Annotated in this window: 23 protein-coding genes; 10 read left to right on the forward strand and 13 right to left on the reverse strand. The window is 62.5% G+C overall.

What is annotated here, in order from left to right; all coding sequences use genetic code 11:
* Nucleotides 1–3: 3 nt before the first annotated feature.
* The 3 genes from hutG to hutI all read right to left on the reverse strand — a co-directional run bounded on the left by hutG (nucleotide 4) and on the right by hutI (nucleotide 3,654).
* Nucleotides 4–822 carry an N-formylglutamate deformylase gene (gene hutG, locus AC0NIE_RS24835; RefSeq protein WP_473487766.1) on the reverse strand — a complete coding sequence of 273 codons (819 nt, stop codon included), beginning with the start codon at nucleotides 820–822 and terminating at the stop codon, nucleotides 4–6.
* A 64-nt stretch (nucleotides 823–886) separates the two neighbouring features.
* On the reverse strand, nucleotides 887–2,422 hold the full coding sequence (gene hutH, locus AC0NIE_RS24840; RefSeq protein WP_473487767.1) for a histidine ammonia-lyase: 1,536 nt from the start codon (nucleotides 2,420–2,422) through the stop codon (nucleotides 887–889).
* Nucleotides 2,419–3,654 carry an imidazolonepropionase gene (gene hutI, locus AC0NIE_RS24845; protein ID WP_473487768.1) on the reverse strand — a complete coding sequence of 412 codons (1,236 nt, stop codon included), beginning with the start codon at nucleotides 3,652–3,654 and terminating at the stop codon, nucleotides 2,419–2,421. Before hutI ends, hutH begins: the two co-directional genes overlap by 4 nt.
* A 100-nt stretch (nucleotides 3,655–3,754) precedes the next feature.
* Here hutI and AC0NIE_RS24850 point away from each other — a divergent pair, with 100 nt between their 5' ends.
* Complete coding sequence (locus AC0NIE_RS24850; RefSeq protein WP_473487769.1) at nucleotides 3,755–5,107, forward strand: formimidoylglutamate deiminase; 1,353 nt, start codon at nucleotides 3,755–3,757, stop codon at nucleotides 5,105–5,107.
* On the forward strand, nucleotides 5,104–5,850 hold the full coding sequence (hutC, locus tag AC0NIE_RS24855; RefSeq protein WP_473487770.1) for a histidine utilization repressor: 747 nt from the start codon (nucleotides 5,104–5,106) through the stop codon (nucleotides 5,848–5,850). The genes AC0NIE_RS24850 and hutC overlap by 4 nt, the downstream gene beginning before the upstream one ends.
* Before the next feature lie 180 nt (nucleotides 5,851–6,030).
* Here hutC and AC0NIE_RS24860 read toward each other — a convergent pair whose 3' ends face one another.
* The gene (locus AC0NIE_RS24860; protein WP_473487771.1) at nucleotides 6,031–6,375 is read right to left on the reverse strand and encodes a RidA family protein; all 345 of its coding nucleotides are present in this window, start codon (nucleotides 6,373–6,375) and stop codon (nucleotides 6,031–6,033) included.
* 222 nt (nucleotides 6,376–6,597) lie between these two features.
* Between AC0NIE_RS24860 and aztA the strand changes: the two genes are divergently transcribed.
* The 4 genes from aztA to AC0NIE_RS24880 all read left to right on the forward strand — a co-directional run bounded on the left by aztA (nucleotide 6,598) and on the right by AC0NIE_RS24880 (nucleotide 9,786).
* Nucleotides 6,598–7,404: a zinc ABC transporter ATP-binding protein AztA gene (gene aztA, locus AC0NIE_RS24865; protein WP_473487772.1), complete on the forward strand. Its 807-nt coding sequence runs from the start codon at nucleotides 6,598–6,600 to the stop codon at nucleotides 7,402–7,404.
* On the forward strand, nucleotides 7,404–8,279 hold the full coding sequence (gene aztB, locus AC0NIE_RS24870) for a zinc ABC transporter permease AztB (protein WP_473487790.1): 876 nt from the start codon (nucleotides 7,404–7,406) through the stop codon (nucleotides 8,277–8,279). Before aztA ends, aztB begins: the two co-directional genes overlap by 1 nt.
* A gap of 22 nt (nucleotides 8,280–8,301) precedes the next feature.
* Nucleotides 8,302–9,222 (forward strand): zinc ABC transporter substrate-binding protein AztC, encoded by a 921-nt coding sequence (gene aztC / locus AC0NIE_RS24875; RefSeq protein WP_473487773.1) that lies wholly within the window; start codon nucleotides 8,302–8,304, stop codon nucleotides 9,220–9,222.
* A gap of 225 nt (nucleotides 9,223–9,447) precedes the next feature.
* Nucleotides 9,448–9,786: a protein tyrosine phosphatase family protein gene (locus AC0NIE_RS24880; protein WP_473487774.1), complete on the forward strand. Its 339-nt coding sequence runs from the start codon at nucleotides 9,448–9,450 to the stop codon at nucleotides 9,784–9,786.
* Between the two features lies 1 nt (nucleotide 9,787).
* On the opposite strand, the gene AC0NIE_RS24885 is transcribed toward AC0NIE_RS24880, so the two are convergent.
* Complete coding sequence (locus tag AC0NIE_RS24885) at nucleotides 9,788–10,255, reverse strand: Lrp/AsnC family transcriptional regulator (RefSeq protein WP_473487775.1); 468 nt, start codon at nucleotides 10,253–10,255, stop codon at nucleotides 9,788–9,790.
* A gap of 141 nt (nucleotides 10,256–10,396) precedes the next feature.
* Between AC0NIE_RS24885 and hppD the strand changes: the two genes are divergently transcribed.
* A complete protein-coding gene (gene hppD, locus AC0NIE_RS24890; RefSeq protein ID WP_473487776.1) occupies nucleotides 10,397–11,509 on the forward strand; it encodes a 4-hydroxyphenylpyruvate dioxygenase in 1,113 nt (370 codons plus the stop codon).
* 51 nt (nucleotides 11,510–11,560) lie between these two features.
* On the forward strand, nucleotides 11,561–11,785 hold the full coding sequence (locus AC0NIE_RS24895; RefSeq protein ID WP_473487777.1) for a type II toxin-antitoxin system Phd/YefM family antitoxin: 225 nt from the start codon (nucleotides 11,561–11,563) through the stop codon (nucleotides 11,783–11,785).
* 66 nt (nucleotides 11,786–11,851) lie between these two features.
* Here AC0NIE_RS24895 and AC0NIE_RS24900 read toward each other — a convergent pair whose 3' ends face one another.
* From AC0NIE_RS24900 to hmgA, 6 genes are all read right to left on the reverse strand, one after another.
* Nucleotides 11,852–12,163, reverse strand: a complete 312-nt coding sequence (locus tag AC0NIE_RS24900) for a BrnA antitoxin family protein (RefSeq protein ID WP_123147618.1) — start codon at nucleotides 12,161–12,163, stop codon at nucleotides 11,852–11,854.
* Entirely contained in the window at nucleotides 12,150–12,407 is a 258-nt protein-coding gene (locus AC0NIE_RS24905; protein ID WP_473487778.1) for a BrnT family toxin, read from the reverse strand. The genes AC0NIE_RS24900 and AC0NIE_RS24905 overlap by 14 nt, the downstream gene beginning before the upstream one ends.
* A 51-nt stretch (nucleotides 12,408–12,458) precedes the next feature.
* Complete coding sequence (locus AC0NIE_RS24910; protein WP_473487779.1) at nucleotides 12,459–13,007, reverse strand: DinB family protein; 549 nt, start codon at nucleotides 13,005–13,007, stop codon at nucleotides 12,459–12,461.
* 344 nt (nucleotides 13,008–13,351) lie between these two features.
* On the reverse strand, nucleotides 13,352–14,365 hold the full coding sequence (locus tag AC0NIE_RS24915; RefSeq protein ID WP_123147622.1) for a fumarylacetoacetate hydrolase family protein: 1,014 nt from the start codon (nucleotides 14,363–14,365) through the stop codon (nucleotides 13,352–13,354).
* Nucleotides 14,366–14,452: 87 nt separating this feature from the next.
* The gene (locus AC0NIE_RS24920; RefSeq protein WP_473487780.1) at nucleotides 14,453–15,343 is read right to left on the reverse strand and encodes an MBL fold metallo-hydrolase; all 891 of its coding nucleotides are present in this window, start codon (nucleotides 15,341–15,343) and stop codon (nucleotides 14,453–14,455) included.
* On the reverse strand, nucleotides 15,340–16,653 hold the full coding sequence (gene hmgA, locus AC0NIE_RS24925; protein ID WP_473487781.1) for a homogentisate 1,2-dioxygenase: 1,314 nt from the start codon (nucleotides 16,651–16,653) through the stop codon (nucleotides 15,340–15,342). Before hmgA ends, AC0NIE_RS24920 begins: the two co-directional genes overlap by 4 nt.
* 146 nt (nucleotides 16,654–16,799) lie before the next feature.
* Here hmgA and AC0NIE_RS24930 point away from each other — a divergent pair, with 146 nt between their 5' ends.
* Complete coding sequence (locus AC0NIE_RS24930; RefSeq protein ID WP_473487782.1) at nucleotides 16,800–17,243, forward strand: MarR family winged helix-turn-helix transcriptional regulator; 444 nt, start codon at nucleotides 16,800–16,802, stop codon at nucleotides 17,241–17,243.
* A gap of 4 nt (nucleotides 17,244–17,247) precedes the next feature.
* Here AC0NIE_RS24930 and tdh read toward each other — a convergent pair whose 3' ends face one another.
* Nucleotides 17,248–18,282: an L-threonine 3-dehydrogenase gene (tdh, locus tag AC0NIE_RS24935; RefSeq protein WP_474044192.1), complete on the reverse strand. Its 1,035-nt coding sequence runs from the start codon at nucleotides 18,280–18,282 to the stop codon at nucleotides 17,248–17,250.
* 52 nt (nucleotides 18,283–18,334) lie between these two features.
* Nucleotides 18,335–19,522, reverse strand: coding sequence for a glycine C-acetyltransferase (locus AC0NIE_RS24940; protein WP_473489326.1), 1,188 nt, complete (start codon nucleotides 19,520–19,522; stop codon nucleotides 18,335–18,337).
* Between the two features lie 279 nt (nucleotides 19,523–19,801).
* Between AC0NIE_RS24940 and AC0NIE_RS24945 the strand changes: the two genes are divergently transcribed.
* On the forward strand, nucleotides 19,802–21,874 hold the full coding sequence (locus AC0NIE_RS24945) for a putative bifunctional diguanylate cyclase/phosphodiesterase (RefSeq protein WP_473489323.1): 2,073 nt from the start codon (nucleotides 19,802–19,804) through the stop codon (nucleotides 21,872–21,874).
* The last annotated feature ends 16 nt before the right edge of the window (nucleotides 21,875–21,890 follow it).

A 21,890-nucleotide genomic window follows, 5' to 3' on the forward strand; every position in this document is an offset into this window, starting at 1 on the left:
GCGTCAGCGCCCGGCCCAGGCAATCGCGCTTTCCAGGATCCGCTTCAGCGTGGCGCGGATCGGCGCGGCGAATGCGGGGTTGTAAGGCACCGGCCAATTGTCGGGCGTCCCTTTGCCCTCAGGCTCGTGCATATAGCCGCGGTTGGAGAGTTCCATCTGCAGCGCATGGACGCCGTTTTGCGGCTGGCCGAAATTGCGCGTAATCCAGCCGCCCTTGAAGCGGCCATTCACCACGTATGTCTCGCCGGTTCCGGCGAGGATTTCGTCGACCATCGCCTGCAAGGCAGGATCGGCGCTCTTGCCGTCATTGGTGCCGAGATTGAACACCGGCAACGTGCCCTCGAACAGCCGCGGCAGCACCGAGCGGATCGAATGGCAGTCATAGACGACGATCTTCTGATGCAGGGCGCGTAGCCCGTCGATCTCGGCCTGCAGGGCAGCATGGTAAGGCACAAAGTATTTCTTGCGGCGCTCGTCGACCTCCGGCGGTCCAGGCTCCTCTCCGGCGCGATAAAGCGGATCGCCATCGAACGTTTCGGTCGGGCAGAGCCCGGTCGTCGCCTGGCCGGGATAGAGCGAGGCGCCGGACGGGTCACGATTGACGTCGATGACTGTGCGCGAGATCGCCGTATGCACCACCGTCGCGCCGAGGTCTTCGGCAAAGTCATAGAGCTTGTCGATCCACCAGTCGGCGTCGCGGCGGCCGAGCCAGGGCGACACCAGCCGGTCCTCAAGACCGGCGAGATCGATGCCGGTATGCGGGATCGAGACCAGCAGGGGTGCCGTGCCTTGGGTGACGGTGAGCCAGGAGGGTAAAGTCATGAGAAATCCCCCCGCGCTGGCGCTCTACGGCGCGAAGGATCGCGACCTATCGACGTGTGCGCTCTCACGACGCAATTCCCGGCAGCGCCACCGCCCCCGCCGCCTTCACCGCAGCGCCATTGCGCACCATAGCGATGGCCTTTTCCATGTCGGGGTGGAAATGCCGGTCATTGTCGAGATGCGGCACCTCGGCCCTGACCAGCCTGCGCACCGCTTCGAGCGGCGCACTCGACGCCAGCGGCGCATGAAAATCGCAGCCTTGCGCGGCGGCCAGCAATTCGATGCCGACGACCGCCGTCGCATTCTCAACCATGCCGATCAACCGGCGCGCGCCATGTGCTGCCATCGAGACGTGGTCTTCCTGGTTGGCCGAGGTCGGGATCGAATCAACGCTGGCCGGATAGGCCTTCTGCTTGTTTTCCGAGACGAGTGCCGCTGCCGTCACTTGCGGGATCATGAAGCCGGAATTCAGCCCGGGCTTCGGCGTCAGGAAGGCCGGCATGCCCGACAACGCCGGGTCGACCAGCATGGCGATGCGCCGTTCCGACAGCGAGCCGATCTCGCAGACGGCGAGTGCGATCATGTCGGCGGCGAAGGCCACCGGCTCGGCGTGGAAATTGCCGCCGGAAAGCGCGGTGTCGTCCTCGGCGAAGATCAGCGGATTGTCGGTGACGCCGTTGGCCTCGGTGCCCAGCGTGTCGGCGGCCTGGCGCAGCACGCTCAGCGCAGCGCCCATCACCTGCGGCTGGCAGCGCAGGCAGTACGGATCCTGCACGCGCTCGTCGCCGACCCGGTGCGATTCACGGATGGCGCTGCCGGCCATCAGGTTGCGCAGCGCCTCGGCCGCCTCGATCTGGCTAGGATGCTTCCTGAGGAGATGGATGCGCGGATCGAAGGGGGCGTCGGAGCCTTTGGCGGCATCGGTCGAAAGCGCACCGGCGACGAGCGCCGACTGGTAGAGCACTTCGGCGTCGAACAGGGCGGCCAACGCGTAGGCGGTCGAGAACTGCGTGCCGTTGAGCAGCGCCAACCCTTCCTTGGCGCCAAGCGTGACCGGCTCCAGCCCGTGCGAGACAAAGGCGACCTTGGCCGGGAACCGGCCATGCGGGGTAAAACATTCGCCGACGCCGATCATTACCGCGGTCATATGCGACAGCGGAGCAAGGTCGCCGGAGGCGCCGACCGAGCCTTGCGCCGGCACCACCGGAATGACGTCATTGGCCAGCATTGCTTCCAGCAATTCGATCGTCTGCGGCCGCACGCCGGAAGCGCCCTGCGCCAGGCTGGCCAGCTTCAGCGCCATCATCAGCCGGGTGATCGCAACCGGCATAGGCTCGCCGACGCCGGCAGCATGCGACAGCACGATGTTGCGTTGAAGGGTCTCGAGGTCGGCGGCGGGGATGCGGACGCTGGCCAATTTGCCAAAGCCGGTGTTGATGCCATAGACCGGCTCACCCCGGTCGACGATCCGCGCAACCGCCTCGGCGCTGGCCTTGATTTTTGGCCGGCAGGCAGCGTCTAGCTTCGGCACGGCACCACGATAGATTTCGCGCCAGTCGGCCAGCGTTGTGTTGCCCGGCTTGAGTTTGAGTTCGCTCATCGTCCTCTCCAGATGCGGGCATGCAGCGGGTTAAAGCCCATGCGGTAGACGAGCTCGGCCGGGCGCTCGATGTCCCAGATCGCCATGTCGGCTGATTTTCCAGCCTCCAGCGTGCCGGTTTTTCCGAGCAGTCCGAGCGCGCGTGCGGCCTCGCGGGTGACACCGGCAAGGCATTCGTCGACGGTCAGACCGAACAGAGTCGCCGCCATGTTCATGGTCAGCAGTAGCGAGGTCAGCGGCGAAGTGCCGGGATTGCAGTCGGTGGCGACCGCCATTCTGACGCCGTGCTGGCGAAACAGGCCGATCGGCGGCTTCTTGGTCTCGCGGATGAAATAATAGGCGCCGGGCAGGATCGTCGCCACGGTTCCTGCCTTCGCCATCGCCGCCGCACCCGCTTCGTCAGTGTATTCGAGATGGTCTGCCGATAGCGCGCCATATCGTGCGGCGAGTTCCGCGCCATGCAGATTGGACAGCTGGTCGGCATGGAGCTTGACCGGCAGGCCTGCTGCTTTCGCCGCGTCGAACAGGCGAGAAATCTGCTCGGGCGAAAAGGCGATGCCTTCGCAAAAGCCGTCGACGGCATCGGCCAGGCCCTCGGCAGCGACGGCCGGCAAAATCTCTTTTGCGACCCGGTCGATAAAAGCGTCCTTGTCGCCTTTCGCCTCGGGCGGCAGCGCGTGAGCCCCGAGGAAGCTCGTCCTTACTGTGACTGGACCATGTTCGCCCAGGAGCCGCGCGGCACGCAGCGATTTCTGCTCGTTTTCGAGATCGAGCCCGTAACCCGACTTGATCTCGATGGTGGTGAGACCCTCGGCGATCAGCGCATCGAGGCGCGGCAGCGACTGCGTAACCAGTTCGTGCTCGCTGGCAGCGCGCAGCGCCTTGACCGACGAGACGATGCCGCCGCCGGCCTTGGTGACCTCTTCATAGGTGGCGCCGGCCAGCCGCATCTCGAATTCGTTGGCACGGTTGCCGGCATGGACCAGATGGGTGTGGCAGTCGATCAAGCCGGGCGTGATCCAGCGGCCCTTGCAATCGACAATCTCGGCGTCTTGCAAAAGTGCTGCCGCCATGTCGGCTTCCGGGCCGGCATAGACGATCACGCCATCGCGTGCGGCGATCGCACCGTGTTCGACGATGCCAAGTCCGGCGACGCTTTCAGCCATGGTTGCCAGGCGCGCATTGCGCCAGAGGCGAACCTCCCCTGCCCGGCTTTTGCTCTCTCCAGCCATTATCTTTTCCGTTTCAATCGGCGGCGATTATGTATATACATATTGAAACACACTGCAAGTGATATCATTGCACGGGACACAGGGAATAGGAGAGAAAAACGTGACGGCGATCTTTGCGGAACAGGCGCTTCTGCCCGACGGCTGGCATTCCAATGCCCGGATCGTCGTCAGTGAAGGCCGCATCGCTACTGTCGAGCCGAACACTGCATCCCAGCCCGGCGACGAACGCCATGCCATCCTCCTGCCAGGCATGCCGAACCTGCACAGCCACGCCTTCCAGCGCGGCATGGCCGGCCTTGCCGAGCTGCGCGGCCCTTCCGCCGACAGTTTCTGGAGCTGGCGCGAGGTGATGTACCGATTTGCGCTGTCGATGACGCCGGACCAGGTCGAGGCGGTTGCCGCGCAGCTCTATGTCGAGATGCTGGAGGCTGGATTCTCACGCGTCGGCGAGTTTCACTATCTGCATCACGACCGCGACGGCCAGCCCTACGCCAACATCGCCGAAATGGCCGAACGCATCACTGCCGCAGCTGCCGACACCGGCATTGGGCTGACGCTGCTGCCGGTCTTCTATGCGCATTCCACTTTCGGCGGCGCCGCGCCGAACGAAGGCCAGCGGCGATTCATCAACGATGTGAATCGGTTCTCGCGGCTTATTGAGGAATGCCGCGAATCCGTTCGCACCTTGAATCAAGGCGTCGTTGGCGTCGCCCCACACAGTCTGCGCGCGGTGACACCGGAGGAGTTGGAAAACATCGCGACAATGGTACCGGGCGGACCGGTCCACATCCATATCGCCGAGCAAGTGAAGGAGGTCGAGGACTGCCTTGCCTGGTCCGGGGTGCGGCCGGTCGAATGGCTGCTCGCCAATGCCAAGGTCGATGACCGCTGGTGCCTGATCCACGCCACCCACATGACCGAGACCGAGACGGCGGCCATGGCGAAAAGCGGAGCAGTCGCCGGCCTCTGCCCGATCACCGAGGCCAATCTCGGCGACGGCACCTTTGCCGCACCTTTGTTCAAGCAACATGGCGGCCGCCTCGGCGTCGGCTCCGATTCCAACGTGCTGATCGGCCTGCCGGACGAATTGCGGCAGCTCGAATATTCGCAGCGCCTCGCCCACCGCGCCCGCAACGTGCTGGCGGTGGCGGGCAGTTCGACCGGCCGCGCGCTATTCGATGCAGCGCTCGACGGCGGCAGTGCGGCGCTTGGCGCCGGGCCCTCGCAGATCGCCGCTGGTGCCTCAGCCGATTTCGTGTCGCTCGATGGCAAGCATCCCTCGCTGGCAAGCAAGACGGGCGATGCGGTGCTCGATGCCTGGATCTTCGCCAACGGCGCCAATATCGATTGCGTCTGGGTGCATGGCAAGAAACTGGTCAGCGGCGGCAGGCATGCAAGGCGCGATGCCATTGCCGAGCGTTTTCGCAAAGTGATGACGGCGCTTTCGGGATGAGCATGACTGAGGCATTGGATGTGGACCTCGGCGAATCTCTCTCGCTGCATCAGCGCATCCTGTCCGACATCAGCGAGCGGATCCTGTCCGGCGCCTGGGCGCCTGGCCACCGCATCCCGTTCGAGCACGAACTGACGGCCGAGTACAAATGTTCGCGCATGACGGTGAACAAGGCGCTGTCGCAGCTTGCCAAAGCCGGGCTGATCGAGCGCCGCCGCCGCTCGGGCAGCTTTGTCCGGCGGCCGCAGTCGCAAGCCGCGGTGCTGGAAATCCACGACATCAGGATCGAGGTCGAGGCGCTCGGTCTGCTCTATCGCTACGAGCGTGTGGCGCGCCACAAAAGGCGCAGCAACGCCGAGGATCGCGCCTTGCTGGAACTCGACTCCAACGGACCGGTGCTGGCGCTGGAATGCCGGCATTTCGCCGGCAAGCGGCCGTTCGCCCACGAACAGCGGCTGATCAACCTGGCCGCCGTGGCCGAGGCCGCCAACGAGGAGTTTCATGCCATAGCGCCCGGCCCGTGGCTGATCGCCCGGGTGCCGTGGAGTGCCGCCGAGCACCGCATCCGCGCTGTTGCCGCCGACGGACACATTGCCGCCGCACTCGATATCGAGGCCGGCGCACCGTGCCTGGTGGTCGAGCGGCGGACATGGAGCGCCGAGCACCCCGTCACCCATGTCCGTTTCACCTATGCGGCCGAGAACCACACGCTGGTCGCGCGGTTCACGCCCTCGCAGGGGTAAACCTCCCCCTCGAGGCCCCTCGAGGGGAGGAGGGTCGGCGAGCAGTCGGAGCGAAGCAGAGACTGCGAGACGGGGTGGGGTCGGCGAGGTTGCACGGACCCCACCCCGCTTCGCAAAATGCCGCCCTGCGGCATTTGCTCCGCGACCCTCCCCTCAAGGGGGAGGGTTAAGAGCCGCATCTCAGATGGCAGCGGTAACGATGATCTCGACCAGATATTCCGGCCCGGCAAGCTTGGCCTCGCCGGTGGCGCGGGCCGGGGCATGGCCCTGCGGCACCCACTTGTCCCACTCCGCGTTCATCTCTGCAAAGGTGCTCATGTCGGCCAGCCAGATGATCGCCTGCAGGATCTTGGTCTTGTCCGTTCCGGCCTTGGCCAGCAATTCGTCGATGGCCGCCAGAATGTCCCTCGTCTGGGCGCCGACGTTTCCGCCCGGCTCGCCGACCTGACCGGCCAGATAGACGGTATTGCCGTGGATGACGATCTGGCTCATGCGCGGGCCAACATCGATGCGACGAATGCTCATGGGATGTTTCCTTCTATTGTCGGTTGCGCCTCTTTAGAGTCGCCGTCTGCCGGGGGCAAGGTCGACTGAGTGAATCCTCTTGAGCCAGCAGGGCATGGGGCCAAACAGGACACGGCAAATGGTTTAGTCGCCGCAATTCCGCCCGATTGACTTGTTGACTAATGTAATAACATCACATATCCAATCGCCGCCGCCGTACCAGTCGTGCCACCGGATCGTCACATGACCAAAACCTGCCTGACCTTCAGCGACCTGACGCTGGGCTACAACAGCCATCCGGCAATCCATCATCTCGACGGCACGATCCACCGGGGATCGCTGACCGCCGTCGTCGGCGCCAACGGCTCGGGCAAGTCGACCCTGATGAAGGGTATCGTCGGCGTGTTGAAGCCGATGGCCGGAACGGTTGTCCGGGCGCCCGGCGTGCGCGCCGCCTATCTGCCGCAACAGTCGGAGCTCGACCGCTCCTTTCCGGCCAGGGTCGTCGATCTGGTTTCGCTCGGGCTGTGGCCACGCCGCGGGCTGCTCGGCCGCTACACCAGGGAAGATCGCGAGTCGGTCAGCCAGGCGCTGATGGCCGTCGGCCTCGGCGGCTTCGAGAAGCGCCCGATCGACACGCTGTCGGGCGGCCAGCTGCAGCGCACGCTGTTTGCCCGCGTGCTGCTGCAGGATGCCGATCTCATCCTGCTCGACGAGCCGTTCAACGCCGTCGACACCAAGACCGTCGGCGACCTGATCGCACTGATCAAGCGCTGGCATGGTGAGGAGCGCACCATCATGGTCGTAGTCCACGATCTGGATCTGGTGCGCCAGAATTTCCCCGAAACGCTGCTGCTGGCGCGCCAGCCGATCGCCTGGGGCGAGACAAAGGAAACGCTGCGGCCGGAAAACCTGTTGCGCGCGCGCCGCTTCCACGAAGCCTGGGAGGAGAACGCGCCCTGGTGCGAGCCCGACGACCACAAGCATGGTGGTCACGCTCACGACCATGGGCACGACCATCATCACGGCTCCGGGCCGCGGGCAGCATGATGGAAACGCTCTACGGTCTTCTCATCGCTCCGTTCGCCGATTTCGCCTTCATGCAGCGGGCGCTTGCCGGGTCGCTGATGCTGTCGCTCGGCGCCTGCCCCGTCGGCGTCTTCCTGATGCTGCGGCGCATGAGCCTTTCCGGCGACGCCATGGCCCACGCCATCCTGCCGGGTGCTGCCGCCGGTTTCCTGTTCTATGGGCTGGAGATCCTGCCGATGACCATCGGCGGGTTGATTGCCGGCATCATCGTCGCGCTTGGCGCCGGCGCCGTCTCGCGTTTCACCATCCAGCGCGAGGACGCCTCGATGGCGGCCTTCTACCTGATTTCGCTGGCCATCGGTGTGCTGATGGTATCGATCCGCGGCTCCAGCGTCGATCTCATGCATGTGCTGTTCGGCACCGTGCTGGCGCTCAACAATGAAGCGCTGACGCTGATCGGCGGCATCGTGCTGGTCACGCTGGTCAACCTCGCCATTTTTTGGCGGGCGCTGGTCGCCGAATGTCTCGATCCGCTGTTCCTGCGTTCGGTCAGCCGGCTGGGCAGCCCGGTGCATTTCATCTTCCTCGGCCTCGTCGTGCTCAACCTTGTCGGCGGCTTCCAGGCGCTCGGCACGCTGCTATCCGTCGGGCTGATGATGCTGCCTGCGGCCGCCGCCCGCTTCTGGACCATGCGCGTCGAGCCGATGTGCGTGCTGGCGGTGCTGATCGGCTTTGCCTCCTGCGTCGCCGGGCTGCTGTTGTCCTACCACGTGTCGCTGCCATCCGGCCCGGCGATCATCCTGTCTGCGGGCGTCGTCTATCTTGCCTCGATCCTGTTCGGCACGCGCGGCATCCTGCGCGCCCGTATTATCCATCACCGCCACAGAACCGCCTGATCCCAACAGAGGTGACCTTTCCATGCTGAAATCGATCCGCACCGCCTTGGCAATGAGCGTTATAACATTAAGCGCCTTTGGCGCATCATCGGCCCTCGCGGAGCCGTTGAAAGTGGTCGCCAGCTTCACGGTCATTGCCGATTTTGCCAAAAATGTCGGCGGCGACCGGATCGATCTGACCACCATCGTCGGGCCGGACGGCGATGCCCACGTCTACGAGCCGAGTCCGGCCGACGCGGTGGCCATGGCGGGTGCGGATGTGGTGCTGGTCAACGGCCTGCATTTCGAAGGCTTTCTGCAGCGCCTGGTCGACGCCAGCGCCACCAACGCGACAATCGCCGTTCTGACCAAAGGCGTCACGCCGATCAACTTCAAACCCGAATTCGCCGATGCCGACGCCGCTGAAGGCGAAGATACCGATCCGCATGCCTTCCAATCGGTCGCCAATGCCAGGATCTACGTGAAGAACATCGCCGACGCCTTCTGCACCGCCGACGCCGAGGGTTGCGACACCTATAAGGCCAATGCCGCCGCATACACCGAGAAGCTCGACGCGCTCGAGGGTGAAGTGCAGATGGCGATCCAGTCGATCCCGCAAGAGAAACGCGTCGTCATCACCTCGCATGACGCGTTCGGCTATTTCGAGAAGGCCTATGGCCTCACCTTCCTGGCCCCCGAAGGGGTGTCGACCGAGTCGGAGCCGTCCGCTGCGGACGTCGCAAAGCTGGTCAGCCAAGTTAAGCAGGACAAGGCGGCGGCGGTCTTCGTCGAGAACATCGCCAACGCGCGGCTGATCGAGCAGATCGCCAGCGAGACCGGGGTCAAGGTGGGCGGCACGCTCTATTCAGACGCGCTGTCGCAGCCCGACGGCCCGGCCTCGACCTATATCGACCTGATGCACAACAACATCGCCCAGATCAAAGGCGCGATACTCGGAGGGTGAGACGCCGACCACTTGGTCGGCTTGCGCACGTGTAGGCAACAAACTGCTACAGCGTCCTTTGTGGATCCAAGGACGCGCGGTGCTGTAGTAGCCCGGCTGGATTTCCCGCATGAGAATGTCTATCTGCGCAGCGGGATTTCTTTCTGGGCGGATTGCCGTCCAGCCCTGGGAGTGGCAAGACTCCGCCCCTGGCCAGCAGGCATCGAACATTGCGAGGACGCCATCATGGAATATCGTCAGATCAGCGAGGACTATTCGGTCTCGGGCCAGATTCAGCCCGAAGAGATCGCCGCCATCAAGGCCGCCGGCTTCAAGAGCGTCATCTGCAACAGGCCGGATGACGAGCAGCCCAGCCAGCCATCAGCGGACAGTGTCAAGGCAGCGGTCGAAGCTGCCGGGCTCGCTTTCCGCTACATCCCGGTCATCAGCGGCCAGATCACGGCCGAGAATGTCGGGGACCAGGCCGAGGCGCTCGACGAGCTCGAAGGCCCGATCTTCGCCTATTGCCGTTCCGGCGCACGCTGCACCAATCTTTACGGGCTGATCCGGCAGTCGAAGGGCTAATTTAGATCGGCAGCGCGCCGGTTTCCTTCAGCGTTTCGAGTACGATCGCCGTCTTCACATGCTGCACGGACTCGTGCGGCAGAAGCACGCCGTTGACGAATTCCGACAGCGACTTCAGGTCCGGCGTAACCACCTTCATTATATAGTCCATCTCGCCGGTTAGCGCGTGCGCCTCCTGCACTTCCGGCAGCCGCGCCACCAGTTCGCCGAAGCGCTGCGCATTGTCGCGGTTGTGGGTGGCCAGCGTCACCGAGATGACGTTGACCAGCGAGAAGCCAAGCTTGTCGCGGTCGAGCACCGCGCGATAACCCCTGATGTAGCCGTCCTCCTCCAGCCTTTGGCGGCGGCGCGAACATTGCGACGCCGACAGGTTCACCCGTTCCGACAAATCGTTGTTGGTCAGCCGTGCGTCGCCCTGCAATAGAGCCATTATCTTGCGGTCAAACCGGTCGATGCGCGCATCATCCATAGAATCTTCTCCATACGTGCACAGTTCGCGCATCACTCGATCATTTAAAGCGTTTGAATGCAAGCACCATGCGCCCGTTCCGCGCTATGATTATGCGGAAATGGCCCTTTCCGGCCACAGAGCTTTTTGGAGGACAACACCATGGGCCCCTTCCCACACGACGCACCGCCCGCAAAGATCAGCAAGGCCAATCCCGCCGGCACCGACGGCTTCGAATTCGTCGAGTTCGCGCATCCCGAACCGGAAAAGCTCGCCGAGCTTTTTACCCGCATGGGCTATGTGCCGGTAGCCAAGCACCGCACCAAGGACATCACCGTCTGGCGGCAGGGCGACATCAACTATGTCGTCAATGCCGAACCCGGCTCGCATGCGATGAAATTCGTCGACAAGCACGGCCCCTGCGCTTCCTCCATGGCCTGGCGGGTCGTCGATGCCAAGCATGCGTTCGACCATGCCGTCGCCAAGGGCGCGACGCCCTATGAAGGCAAAGATAAAACGCTCGACGTGCCGGCAATCGTCGGCATCGGCGGTTCACTGCTCTATTTCATCGATACTTATGGGGAAAAGGGCTCGGCCTACGATGCCGAGTTCGACTGGCTGGGCGCGCGCGACCCGAAGCCGGAAGGCGTCGGCTTCTATTATCTCGACCACCTCACCCACAATGTCTACCGCGGCAACATGGACAAATGGTGGGATTTCTATCGCGACCTGTTCGGCTTCAAGCAGATCCATTTCTTCGATATCGACGGCAAGATCACCGGCCTGGTCAGCCGCGCCATTACCTCGCCCTGCGGCAAGATCCGCATCCCGCTCAACGAGTCCAAGGATGAGACCAGCCAGATCGCCGAATATTTGAAGAAATATAATGGCGAAGGCATCCAGCACATCGCCGTCGGTACGGACGAGATCTACGGCGCTACCGACAGGCTGGCCGCCAACGGGCTAAAGTTCATGCCGGGCCCGCCGGAAACCTATTATGACATGTCCCATGCCCGCGTGCACGGCCATGACGAGCCGATCGAGCGCATGAAAAAGCACGGCATCCTGATCGATGGCGAAGGCGTGGTTGACGGCGGCACGACCAAGATCCTGCTGCAAATCTTTTCAAAAACCGTGATCGGCCCGATCTTCTTCGAATTCATCCAGAGGAAGGGCGACGAAGGTTTTGGCGAGGGTAATTTCCGCGCTCTGTTCGAATCGATAGAGCAGGACCAGATCAAGCGCGGCGTGCTGAAGGTGCAGGCGGCGGAATAGGCAGTGGCCTAACCTCTTGCGGTTGGATCAGTTGTTGCTCAGATTCTAGCCATGAATATTTCTGTCGCCGAGGCCAAGGCCAAATTGTCGGAACTCGTTAGGCGTGCGGAAGCCGGTGAGGAGATCGTGCTCACGCGCTGCGGCAAAGTCACGGCTCGCCTCGTGCCGCCAGCATCGCCCGACCTCCTGCCTCGCATTGGCGCCTTGAAAGGCAAGATCCGCATCGGTGACGACTTTGACGAACTCGGCCCTGAATGGGGCGACTACGACAAATGATGGACACGTGCGCCAATCAGTGACGTCGCACCGGTAAGTGGAGGAGCAAGGTCCAAGCGCCGAAGTTTACTTGGTGAGGCCGGCGGCTTTGCGAAGAATGTCGTTGATCCGGCTCTGCCAGCCGGGTCCGCCGGCACGAAAGCGTGCAACCACGTCACTATCGAGCCGAAGCGTCACCTGCTTCTTCGGATTGTCGAGCGCCGGCCGCCCGCGCGAACGGCGAATGCTTTCGGCGAGGTCCGGAAAAACTTCAGCGAAGGGACGTGCGTTTCGAAAATCCTCCTCTGTCCATTCCGGATTGTCCGAAACGGCATCCCAATCTTCCTTGCTATAGCCGCGCCCCGGTTCGAACTTTGTCTGCAACTTACGTTTTGTCATCGAACAACCTTCTTTCAGCCGGGCTGGCCGGACGCATCGAAATTATCGAGATGCCCTCGGAGCCGAGCCGGGCAAACACCACGGCAACGACACCATCGACGATCCGGCCAATTGCGATGAGGCGACCAGCTTTTGCCGTCCGGATTGTCGAGGCAAGAAAAAACTCGTCATCCAGCGCGGCAAAATCCAACCCGTGTTTCTCGATGTTGGCCAACCGTTTCGGTTCGTCCCAGACGATCTTCATCCGAAATTTATGTACCTACAATAATTAAGTCAAGAATTTTCGTAACTACAATTAATTGCCGCCATTAATTGCCAACCTCTCGACCTCGGCTTTCCTGAGTTGCAGATCATAGTCGAGGAAGAATTCGTCGAGTTGCGGCGGTTTCACCGACGTACCGGACAGCATGGCGTGCACTTGGCCGCGATGATGGATGTCGTGGATGAAGAGGTGGGCGAGCAGGTCGCCGATCCGCTCCGGTATGTTTCCGTCCTCGCGCCGGTCAGTGACGACACGGCGGTCTAGATCGGCCGCCGACAGACCGTCGCAGAAGGCGATCAGCCCCCGGTCGGCAGCGACCTGGGCGGCAAACAGCGCTGGTGGTTCATCGAACGGCACGAAATCGTCATGGGCCGCGGCGCCAACGCCACCCTGCTCGAGAAAATCGAGATAGAGATGATCGACAGCCAGGATGTGATTGAGCGTGGCCTTGATCGAGGGAAAGAAGCTGGTTCGCTCGGCTTCGAATTCACCGGGCTCAAGCTGCAGCACGGCGCGGTAGAGCCGGTCGTTCGACCAGAGATTGTTGCGTGCCATGCGGCGATTATGGTCCAGCAGGTCCACGTCACATACTCGCCCAACCAGCCCAGGCAATCAAGTTCACAGCAATACCGATAGCACCTATGGCTAGCAGACGAGCGATCATGCCACGCCGCAGCGCTTGCGTTTCAACATCGCTTCCAACGTCCCGGTTCAAAGCGATGTAAATAAGCTTCGCCCGACGCGCAACGCTGCTGAAGTTGCGGAGTCTTTCAGATCGGTCCTCAACCTGATGGCAAAGTCGGATTGCCGAAATTAGAAGCCAGGCAGTAGCGATGCCGGAAATTCCCACAAACCAGAGATAAGTAGCAGTGTACGGCATCCTGATCCTGCCAGCGTCTCGGAACGACGCTAGATATAGAATTGCTTCAAATTGCGTATTTCTCGACCTTCTGCTCGATCGCACCAAAAATCGAATGTCCGGTCCTGTCCTTCATCTCGATGCGTACCGTGTCGCCAAAGCGCAGGAACGGCGTTGTCGGTTCGCCGGCCTCGATCGTTTCGATCATGCGCAGTTCGGCAACGCAGGAATAGCCGGCGCCGCCCGCCGAGGCAGGCTTGCCCGGACCGCCGTCGAGCTTGTTGGAGACCGTCCCCGAACCGATGATGGTGCCGGCGGCCAGCGGCCGGGTTTTTGCGGCATGCGCGATCAGCACCGGAAAATCGAAAGTCATGTCCACGCCGGCGTTAGCCCGGCCGAACGGCTTGCCGTTGAGGTCGACCAGCAGCGGCAGGCTGACCTTGCCGCCATCCCAGGCATCGCCGAGTTCGTCCGGCGTTACCGCGACCGGCGAAAAGGCCGAGGACGGTTTCGACTGGAAGAAGCCAAAACCCTTGGCAAGCTCTGGCGCGGTAAGGGAACGCAGCGTGACGTCATTGACCAGCATGACCAGCCGGATCGCGGCCCGCGTCTCATCTAGGCTTGCTCCCATCGGGACATCATCGACAATGACGGCGACCTCCCCTTCCATGTCTATGCCGAAAGCCTCGTCGGCCGCCCGGATCGGATCACGTGGCGCGATGAAACTGTCCGAACCACCCTGATAAATCAGCGGATCGGTCCAGAAGCTTGCCGGCATCTCGGCGCCGCGCGCCTTCCGCACCAGTTCGACATGGTTCACATAGGCCGAGCCGTCCGCCCATTGATAGGCGCGCGGCAACGGCGAATGGGCGTCATGCTCGTGAAAGCGCGCTGACGGCACCGCATTGTTCTCCAGCGATTCCGCCATGGCGGCGAGATGCGGCGCGATCCGGCTCCAGTCGTCGAGTGCCGCTTGCAGCGTCGGCACCAGAAACGAGGCATCGGTAAAGCGCGTCAGGTCGCGCGAGACGACGACCAACTTTCCGTCGCGCGACCCGTCCTTCAATGTGGCAAGCTTCATGCGGTTTCCTCTCCTGGTGCGGCTTTGGTGCCGCTTTGAATTTTTGTTCTGCGCCTGATCTCTTCCGAAAACCGGTTCTCACTTTCGCTAGCGGTCCGGTTCGGGATCATGCTCCAGTCCCACAACAAGGCCGTCGCGGGCGATCGTCAAGTCACCGGCCCATGTTTTCCTGACGGCGGCGATCCAGTCGGCCTCGTCGATCTCGGGATCGTCGGCCGGAATGAGGTGGTTGAGCACCAGTCGCCCGACCCCAGCGTCGGTGGCGATGCGCCCCGCCTCCCCGGCAAGACTGTGGCTGGCGAGCAGATGTTCCCTCAGCCGCGCGCCGTTGCCGGTCTTCGCAACGAGCCGCTCGATACCCTCCTCCAGCATGGCCTCATGGACGAGGATGTCGGCGCCTTTGGCAAAATCGGCCAATGGCGGAAAGAACGTCGTATCGGCAGAGAATACGACGCTTTGTCCGGCGTGCTCGAAGCGCAGCGCAAAGCAGTCGGTCACCGGCGGATGGTCGACGCGCAGCGCCGAAACCTTCAGGCCGCGCTGCTCCGTCACCCCGCCTTCGCCGAATTCGATGATCGAAACCATATCTCCGATATCAGGCCGGCCCTCGTCGGCGATGCGTATCTCGATGTCGAATTCCATCGCCTGGCAAAAGCGCTGCCAGTAATGGCCAGTGCCGGGCGGGCCGAACACAGCGACCGGTGTCGCCAGACCCGCCGTCCATGCGGTGTGGATCAGCGGACCGAGTTCCAGCACATGGTCGGAATGCAGATGCGTGATGAAGACCAGATCGAGCGCCTTCAGGCTGATGCAGCCGTCGGCCAGCCCGCGCGTCACGCCAAGCCCGCAATCGACGACGATGTTGCGACCGCCGATCTCCAGCAGCGACGAACTTGGCCACGGCCCGCTCGGGCGGAGCGCCGGGCCGCCCTTCGAGCCCAGCAGCACCAGCCGATCCCGCGTAGGATCAGCGCTCAAGACCAGTCGCCCTCGGGCGTGCCGTTGAAGCGCTTCTTCAGATCGGCCCAGCAGTCGATGTAATTCTCCTGCCGGGTTTCAACTTCGGCGGCGTAGCGGGTCAGCATCTGCGGGAATCGCGTCTCGAACATGAAGGCCATGGTGTTGTCGAGCTTGACCGGTTTCAGCTCGGCGCGCGAGGCCTTTTCAAAGCCAGACGCGTCAGGCCCGTGGGCCAGCATCAGATTGTGCAGGCTGATGCCGCCCGGAACGAAGCCCTCCTCCTTGGCGTCGTACTGGCCGTGGATCAGGCCCATGAACTCGCTCATGATGTTGCGGTGGTACCAGGGCGGACGGAACGTGTTTTCGGTCACCAGCCAGCGCGGCGGGAAGGTGACGAAGTCGATGTTGGCGGTGCCCTCCTCGCCGCTCGGCGCGGTCAGCACCGTGAAGATCGACGGATCGGGATGGTCGAACAGGATCGCCCCGACCGGCGAAAACGTTGCAAGATCATATTTATAGGGCGAATAATTGCCGTGCCACGCCACCACGTCCAGCGGCGAATGGTCGAGTTCGGCGACATGAAACTGGCCGCACCATTTCACGATCAGCCGGCAAGGCGTCTCCTTGTCCTCGAACCAGGCGCAAGGCGTCTTGAAATCGCGCGGATTGGCCAGGCAATTGGCGCCGATCGGGCCACGATCCGGCAGCGTCAGCTTGGCGCCGTAATTCTCGCAGACATAGCCGCGCACTGTTTCATCGACCAGTTCGACCTTGAACACGAGGCCGCGCGGCAGCACCGCGATCTCGCCGGGTCGCAATTCGATGACGCCCATTTCGGTAACGAAGCGCAGCGCCCCCACCTGCGGCACGACCAGCAACTCGCCGTCGGCGTTGAAGAAATGGTCGTCGACCATCGAGCGGTTGGCGACATAGACATGCGCCGCCATGCCGGTCTGGCCAAGCACGTCGCCGGCGGTGGTGATCGAGCGCATGCCGGCAATGAAGTCCGTCGGCTCCTTCGGCATCGGCACCGGATTCCAGCGATATTGGCCGAGCGCCAGTTCGTGATCGCCGATATTCGGCGCGCTCTTCCACAGCGGATAGGTCGCCGCCTTGAAGCGGCCGGTGTGCCTGACGCTCGGCCTGATGCGATAGAGCCAGGAACGCTCGTTGGTGCCGCGCGGCGCGGTGAAGGGCGAGCCTGAGAGCTGCTCGGCATAGAGGCCGTAGGCCGGCCGCTGCGGTGAGTTCCGCCCTTGCGGCAGCGAACCGGGCAAGGTTTCAGTTTCGAAGTCGTTGCCGAACCCCGGCATGTAGGAAAAGGCCATGGTTTCCTCCCGGATTCACCCTGCCAGAGCGTCTTTTGTGCGTCCACGAGGACGCGCGGCGCTCCGGAATTGACCAAACTGGTTTCATTTGTAACCATCGAAAATGTAACTATCAACCAGCAATGCATGCTGCGCGGACGCGGAACATGGAACCGGAAATCCTCGAGCTCGAAAGCTTCCTGCCTTATCGGCTTTACCGGCTCGCCGACGCTGTCAGCCGCGAATTTTCCAGGGTTTACAAAGATCGCCACGGCCTGACGCGGCCCGAATGGCGCACGCTGGCCGGGCTCGGACAGCACGGCAGTATGACCGCGACAGCGCTCGGCGAACAATCGGCGATGCACAAGACCAAAGTTTCGCGCGCCGTCGCCGAACTCGAACGGCGTCGCTGGCTCACACGAAAACCGGATGAAAAAGACCGCCGCATCGAGCATCTGACGCTGACTGGAGCGGGCCTTGCCGCCTATCGCGAAATGGTGCCGCTGGCGAAGGCGTTCGAACGGGAATTGCTGGCAAAACTCAGCGCTGGCGAGCGCACCGCGATCACAAACGGATTGGTTGCGCTCAAGAAGGCTCTGAGCAGGGATTAGGCGCTCACCAGTCCATCACCACCTTGCCCGAATTGCCGCTCTTCATCGCCTCGAAGCCGGAGATATAGTCGTCCACGCCGATGCGGTGGGTGATCAGGCCGCTGACATCGAGCGGTCCCTGCACCAGTGCGATCATCTTGTACCAGGTCTCGAACATCTCGCGGCCATAGATGCCCTTGAGATGCAGCATCTTGAAGATGACCTTGTTCCAGTCGATCTCGAAGCCGGTCGGCGCGATGCCCAAAATGGCGATCTTGCCGCCATTGTTCATGGCGTCGATCATGTCGCGGAAGGCGGGTGCCGCACCCGACATTTCGAGGCCGACGTCAAAACCTTCGGTCATGCCGAGCGCCGGCATGATATCGCGCAGCTTTTCCTTCGACGCGTCGACCACATGCTGGACGCCGAGTTTTTTCGCCAGCGCCAGCCGCACCGGGTTGATGTCGGTGATGACCACTTTTCGCGCGCCGACGCACTGCGCCACCAGCGCACCCATGATGCCGATCGGCCCGGCGCCGGTGACCAGCACGTCCTCGCCGACGAGATCGAAGGACAACGCGGTGTGAACCGCATTGCCTAAGGGATCGAAGATTGCAGCGATCTCGTCGGGCACATCGTCGGGGATCGGCACGACATTGTGCTGCGGGATCGCCAGATATTCGCCGAAGGCACCCGGCCGGTTGACGCCGACGCCGAGCGTGTTGCGGCACAGATGTCCCCTGCCCGCCCGGCAGTTGCGGCAGTGGCCGCAGACGATGTGGCCTTCGCCCGACACACGCTGGCCGATCTTGTATTCGGTGACCGCCGCACCGAAATCGGCGACAGTGCCGACGAATTCGTGGCCGGTCACCATCGGCACCGGCACGGTCTTCTGCGCCCACTGATCCCAATTGTAGATGTGGACGTCGGTACCGCAGATCGCGGTCTTCTTGATCTTGATCAGAACGTCGTTGGGGCCGATTTCCGGCACTGGCACTTCTTCCATCCAGATGCCCGGCTCGGCCTTGGCCTTGACCAGCGCCTTCATCATGTTCGACATTCTTTTGTCCCTTGAATCTCTTGATCCGGAACCGCTTTTGGCTTCCGGCCGTTCAGGAAATCACACCGAGTTCGCGCCCGACCGCGCCGAACGCCTCGACTGTGCGGTCGATGTCGGCACTGGAATGGGCGGCCGACATTTGCGTGCGGATGCGCGCCTGGCCCCTAGGCACCACCGGAAACGAGAAGCCGATGACATAGATGCCGCACTTCAGCATGCGCGCCGCCATCTCCTGCGCCAGTGTCGCATCGCCCAGCATGACCGGGATGATCGGATGATCGGCGCCGGCAAGCGTAAAGCCGAGCTTACCCATTTCAGACCGGAAGCGCGCCGCATTGGCATAGAGACGCTGACGCAGCGCATCGCCATTGCCGATCAGTTCGAAAACCCGGATCGAGGCGCCGGCGATCGCCGGCATCAGCGTGTTGGAAAACAGATAGGGACGCGAGCGCTGGCGCAACCAGTCGACCACCTGGCTCTTGGCCGATGTGTAGCCGCCCGATGCGCCGCCCAATGCCTTGCCAAGCGTGCCGGTGATGATGTCCACCCTGCCCTCGACGCCACAATGCTCGGCCGAGCCGCGGCCGTTCTTGCCAACGAAGCCGACTGCATGGCTGTCATCCACCATCACCATTGCATCGTACTTCTCGGCGAGATCGCAGACGCCCTTCAGATTGGCTATGATGCCGTCCATGGAAAATACACCATCGGTGGCGATCAGCCGAAAACGGCAATCCCTTGCCTCCTTCAGCCGCGCCTCCAGATCGGCCATGTCGTTGTTGGCGTAGCGGTAGCGCTTCGCCTTCGATAGCCGCACGCCGTCGATGATCGAGGCGTGGTTCAGCGCGTCGGAGATGACCGCATCCTCCTCACCGAGCAGCGTCTCGAACAGGCCGCCATTGGCGTCGAAGCACGAGCCGTAGAGGATCGTATCTTCCATGCCGAGGAAGCCAGAAATCGTCGCCTCGAGCTGCTTGTGCTCTTCCTGCGTGCCGCAGATGAAACGCACCGACGCCATGCCGTACCCGTATCGGTCAAGCGCCTGCTTGGCCGCGTCGCGCAATTCGGCGCTGTCTGCGAGCCCGAGATAGTTGTTGGCGCAGAAATTCAGCACCTTTTCGCCGCCCACCTCGATCTCTGCCGACTGCGTCGAGGTGATCACCCGCTCGGATTTGTAGAGGCCGGCCGATTTCAGCCCTTGAAGTTCGCTGTCGATATGGGAGAGGAATGCCGCGCTCATGATCAGGCCCTGTTGAGATTTGAATGGACTGTCGCCCCGCGCGGGCGAAAAATCCACCGCAAAAGCGACCGCTTCGGTGACGCGACGGCCGTTGGCCAGAATGACGCCAAATGGCGGATATTCAAATGCAGCTGCGGCGCGAAAGAACGCGATAACCATTTCGCGAGCTTTCCACCGCTGTCGCTATCGCAGCTCTGTCGACTTCCGGAGCTGTTAACACTTTCAAGCCAATGGTTCTCACACCTAACAATCTGTCGGCGAGAGGGACCGCCCCAGAAAATGTCGCAGCAACCGGCGCAATCCATTTCGGGCAGGCTCATACTGTTGATCAAGGCCGGCTATTGGCTGGCGCTGCTGATCATTGCAGCCATGGTGATGGCCTCCTTCATCCTTCTCCAGCAGATGATGGCTGCCCAGCGGCACGACGATACGCTGCTCAATATTGTCGGCATGCAAAAGACGCTGTCGCAACGCATTGTCTTCCTTGCAAACGCTGCAGGTGCTGCTTCGCGCAACCAACAACCGGCTCTGGTCACCGCATTCAAACAGGCCACGGCGGAGTTCGAGAGGAACTACGACCTTCTGCTCGAGCGGGTCGTCGCCGACCCGACGTCACCGGCAAGGTTCGATCCAAAGTCAGTCGAGAGCGTGCTTTTCGCCAAGCCGTTTCATCTCGATTACTTCTCGGTCGGGCTTATCGCCAACGGCCAACGCCTGGTTTCAGCGTTCGAATCACGACTCGGTATGGCCGATAATGGCGGCTACAAGGGCGGCGGCGAACGCGTCAACCTCGACGCTTCCATCGCCAATGCGACCCTGTCGGGCTATGCGGCACTCGGCCAGCGCATCAGCGCCCATGCCGATGCGCGATCGGAAACACTTCTCGATCTCCATCGAACGCTGTTCTACACCACCATCGGCGTCATCGTGCTGGTGGCACTTTTCATCTTCAGGCCGATGTCGAACGCCATTCTGCGCAAGACGCATGAACTGATCGATGCCCGCAATTCCATGGCCTTCATCGCCGTGCATGACGGCCTTACCGGCCTGCACAACCGCACCTTCCTGACCGACCATTTCGATACGCTGATCAAGGGGGCACAGCGCCGGCGAGAGCGGCTTGCGGCGGTCCACCTCGACCTCGACCGGTTCAAGCAGATCAACGACACGCTTGGCCACGCCGCCGGCGACTATGTGCTGGTGGTGACGGCGCAGCGCATGCGCGATTCCTGCCGGGCTTCGGATCTCTGCGTGCGTCTCGGCAGTGATGAGTTCGTAATGATCCTCAATGGTGCCGGCGGCACCGAGGACATCAACATGGTCGCCAGGCGCGTTCTGACGCAGATCAACGAACCGATCGTCTTTCGGGGCACGACCATCCTTCCGGGCGCCAGCGCCGGCGTCGCCGTCTATCCGGTCGACGCCGACAATGCGCAAGATCTGCTCGTCCATGCCGACCTCGCGCTCCACTCCGCCAAAAAGCAGAGTGGCGGCAGCCTCTCATTCTTCTCCGAGGAGTTGCGGCATGAACTCGATTTCCGCAAGCAGCTCGAGCATGACATTAGGATCGCGATCGCGGAGAAGGCGTTCCAGGTCTATTTCCAGCCGCAGGTTTCGTTGTCGAACGGTACCATCGGCGGCATCGAGGCGCTGGTTCGCTGGAGACATGCCGAGCGCGGCATGATCGCACCGGGCGAGTTCATTCCCGTCGCCGAAAAATGCGGACTCATGCCGGAGATCGGCCGCATCGTCATCGCCAAGGCAATCAGCGAGGCGGCCGAGTGGAACCGCGCCGGTGTTGCCTTTGGACGGCTCGCCGTCAACGTGTCCGGCTCCGAACTGCGTGAGCCCGATTTCGACGCCTTCCTGTTCGGCGTGCTGGAAAAAACTGGGCTGCCGCCACAGAAACTTTCGCTGGAAATCGTCGAATCCGTCATTCTCGACGACGAGAAGACCGGCATCGCGGCAAAGCTACGGCACATCCGCGCCGCCGGTGTTCATCTCGAACTCGACGATTTCGGCACCGGCTACGCGTCGCTCAGCCACGTCAACCCGAACGAGATCGACCGGCTGAAGATCGATCGCCGCTTCGTCCAGAACATCAATGAGAACGACGACAACACCAAGATCGTGCGGGCCATCACCGAACTCGCCCGCGGCCTCGGCATCTCGATCGTCGCCGAGGGCGCCGAAACCGAGGCCGAGCTCGATTCGCTGATGGCGATCGGCTGCGACCAGGTGCAGGGCTATTCCATCGCCTTCCCGATGCCGCAGGACACGGCACGCGAATGGCTGGTCGCGCGGGCGCCGAAGAAAGCCAGGCTAACGCTGCTGCGGGGAAGCCGGGCGTAAGGCGCCAACCTTGACA

It is taken from the genome of Mesorhizobium sp. WSM4842 (genome assembly GCF_055901575.1).

What these genes read in the sequence shown, in the direction of transcription:
- hutG (WP_473487766.1), bottom strand. Translation starts at nt 822, where the DNA reads ATGACTTTACCCTCCTGGCTCACCGTCACCCAAGGCACGGCACCCCTG.
- hutH (WP_473487767.1), bottom strand. Translation starts at nt 2,422, where the DNA reads ATGAGCGAACTCAAACTCAAGCCGGGCAACACAACGCTGGCCGACTGG.
- hutI (WP_473487768.1), bottom strand. Translation starts at nt 3,654, where the DNA reads ATGGCTGGAGAGAGCAAAAGCCGGGCAGGGGAGGTTCGCCTCTGGCGC.
- hutC (WP_473487770.1), top strand. Translation starts at nt 5,104, where the DNA reads ATGAGCATGACTGAGGCATTGGATGTGGACCTCGGCGAATCTCTCTCG.
- AC0NIE_RS24860 (WP_473487771.1), bottom strand. Translation starts at nt 6,375, where the DNA reads ATGAGCATTCGTCGCATCGATGTTGGCCCGCGCATGAGCCAGATCGTC.
- aztA (WP_473487772.1), top strand. Translation starts at nt 6,598, where the DNA reads ATGACCAAAACCTGCCTGACCTTCAGCGACCTGACGCTGGGCTACAAC.
- aztB (WP_473487790.1), top strand. Translation starts at nt 7,404, where the DNA reads ATGGAAACGCTCTACGGTCTTCTCATCGCTCCGTTCGCCGATTTCGCC.
- aztC (WP_473487773.1), top strand. Translation starts at nt 8,302, where the DNA reads ATGCTGAAATCGATCCGCACCGCCTTGGCAATGAGCGTTATAACATTA.
- AC0NIE_RS24880 (WP_473487774.1), top strand. Translation starts at nt 9,448, where the DNA reads ATGGAATATCGTCAGATCAGCGAGGACTATTCGGTCTCGGGCCAGATT.
- AC0NIE_RS24885 (WP_473487775.1), bottom strand. Translation starts at nt 10,255, where the DNA reads ATGGATGATGCGCGCATCGACCGGTTTGACCGCAAGATAATGGCTCTA.
- hppD (WP_473487776.1), top strand. Translation starts at nt 10,397, where the DNA reads ATGGGCCCCTTCCCACACGACGCACCGCCCGCAAAGATCAGCAAGGCC.
- AC0NIE_RS24895 (WP_473487777.1), top strand. Translation starts at nt 11,561, where the DNA reads ATGAATATTTCTGTCGCCGAGGCCAAGGCCAAATTGTCGGAACTCGTT.
- AC0NIE_RS24900 (WP_123147618.1), bottom strand. Translation starts at nt 12,163, where the DNA reads ATGACAAAACGTAAGTTGCAGACAAAGTTCGAACCGGGGCGCGGCTAT.
- AC0NIE_RS24905 (WP_473487778.1), bottom strand. Translation starts at nt 12,407, where the DNA reads ATGAAGATCGTCTGGGACGAACCGAAACGGTTGGCCAACATCGAGAAA.
- AC0NIE_RS24915 (WP_123147622.1), bottom strand. Translation starts at nt 14,365, where the DNA reads ATGAAGCTTGCCACATTGAAGGACGGGTCGCGCGACGGAAAGTTGGTC.
- hmgA (WP_473487781.1), bottom strand. Translation starts at nt 16,653, where the DNA reads ATGGCCTTTTCCTACATGCCGGGGTTCGGCAACGACTTCGAAACTGAA.
- AC0NIE_RS24930 (WP_473487782.1), top strand. Translation starts at nt 16,800, where the DNA reads ATGGAACCGGAAATCCTCGAGCTCGAAAGCTTCCTGCCTTATCGGCTT.
- tdh (WP_474044192.1), bottom strand. Translation starts at nt 18,282, where the DNA reads ATGTCGAACATGATGAAGGCGCTGGTCAAGGCCAAGGCCGAGCCGGGC.
- AC0NIE_RS24940 (WP_473489326.1), bottom strand. Translation starts at nt 19,522, where the DNA reads ATGAGCGCGGCATTCCTCTCCCATATCGACAGCGAACTTCAAGGGCTG.
- AC0NIE_RS24945 (WP_473489323.1), top strand. Translation starts at nt 19,802, where the DNA reads ATGTCGCAGCAACCGGCGCAATCCATTTCGGGCAGGCTCATACTGTTG.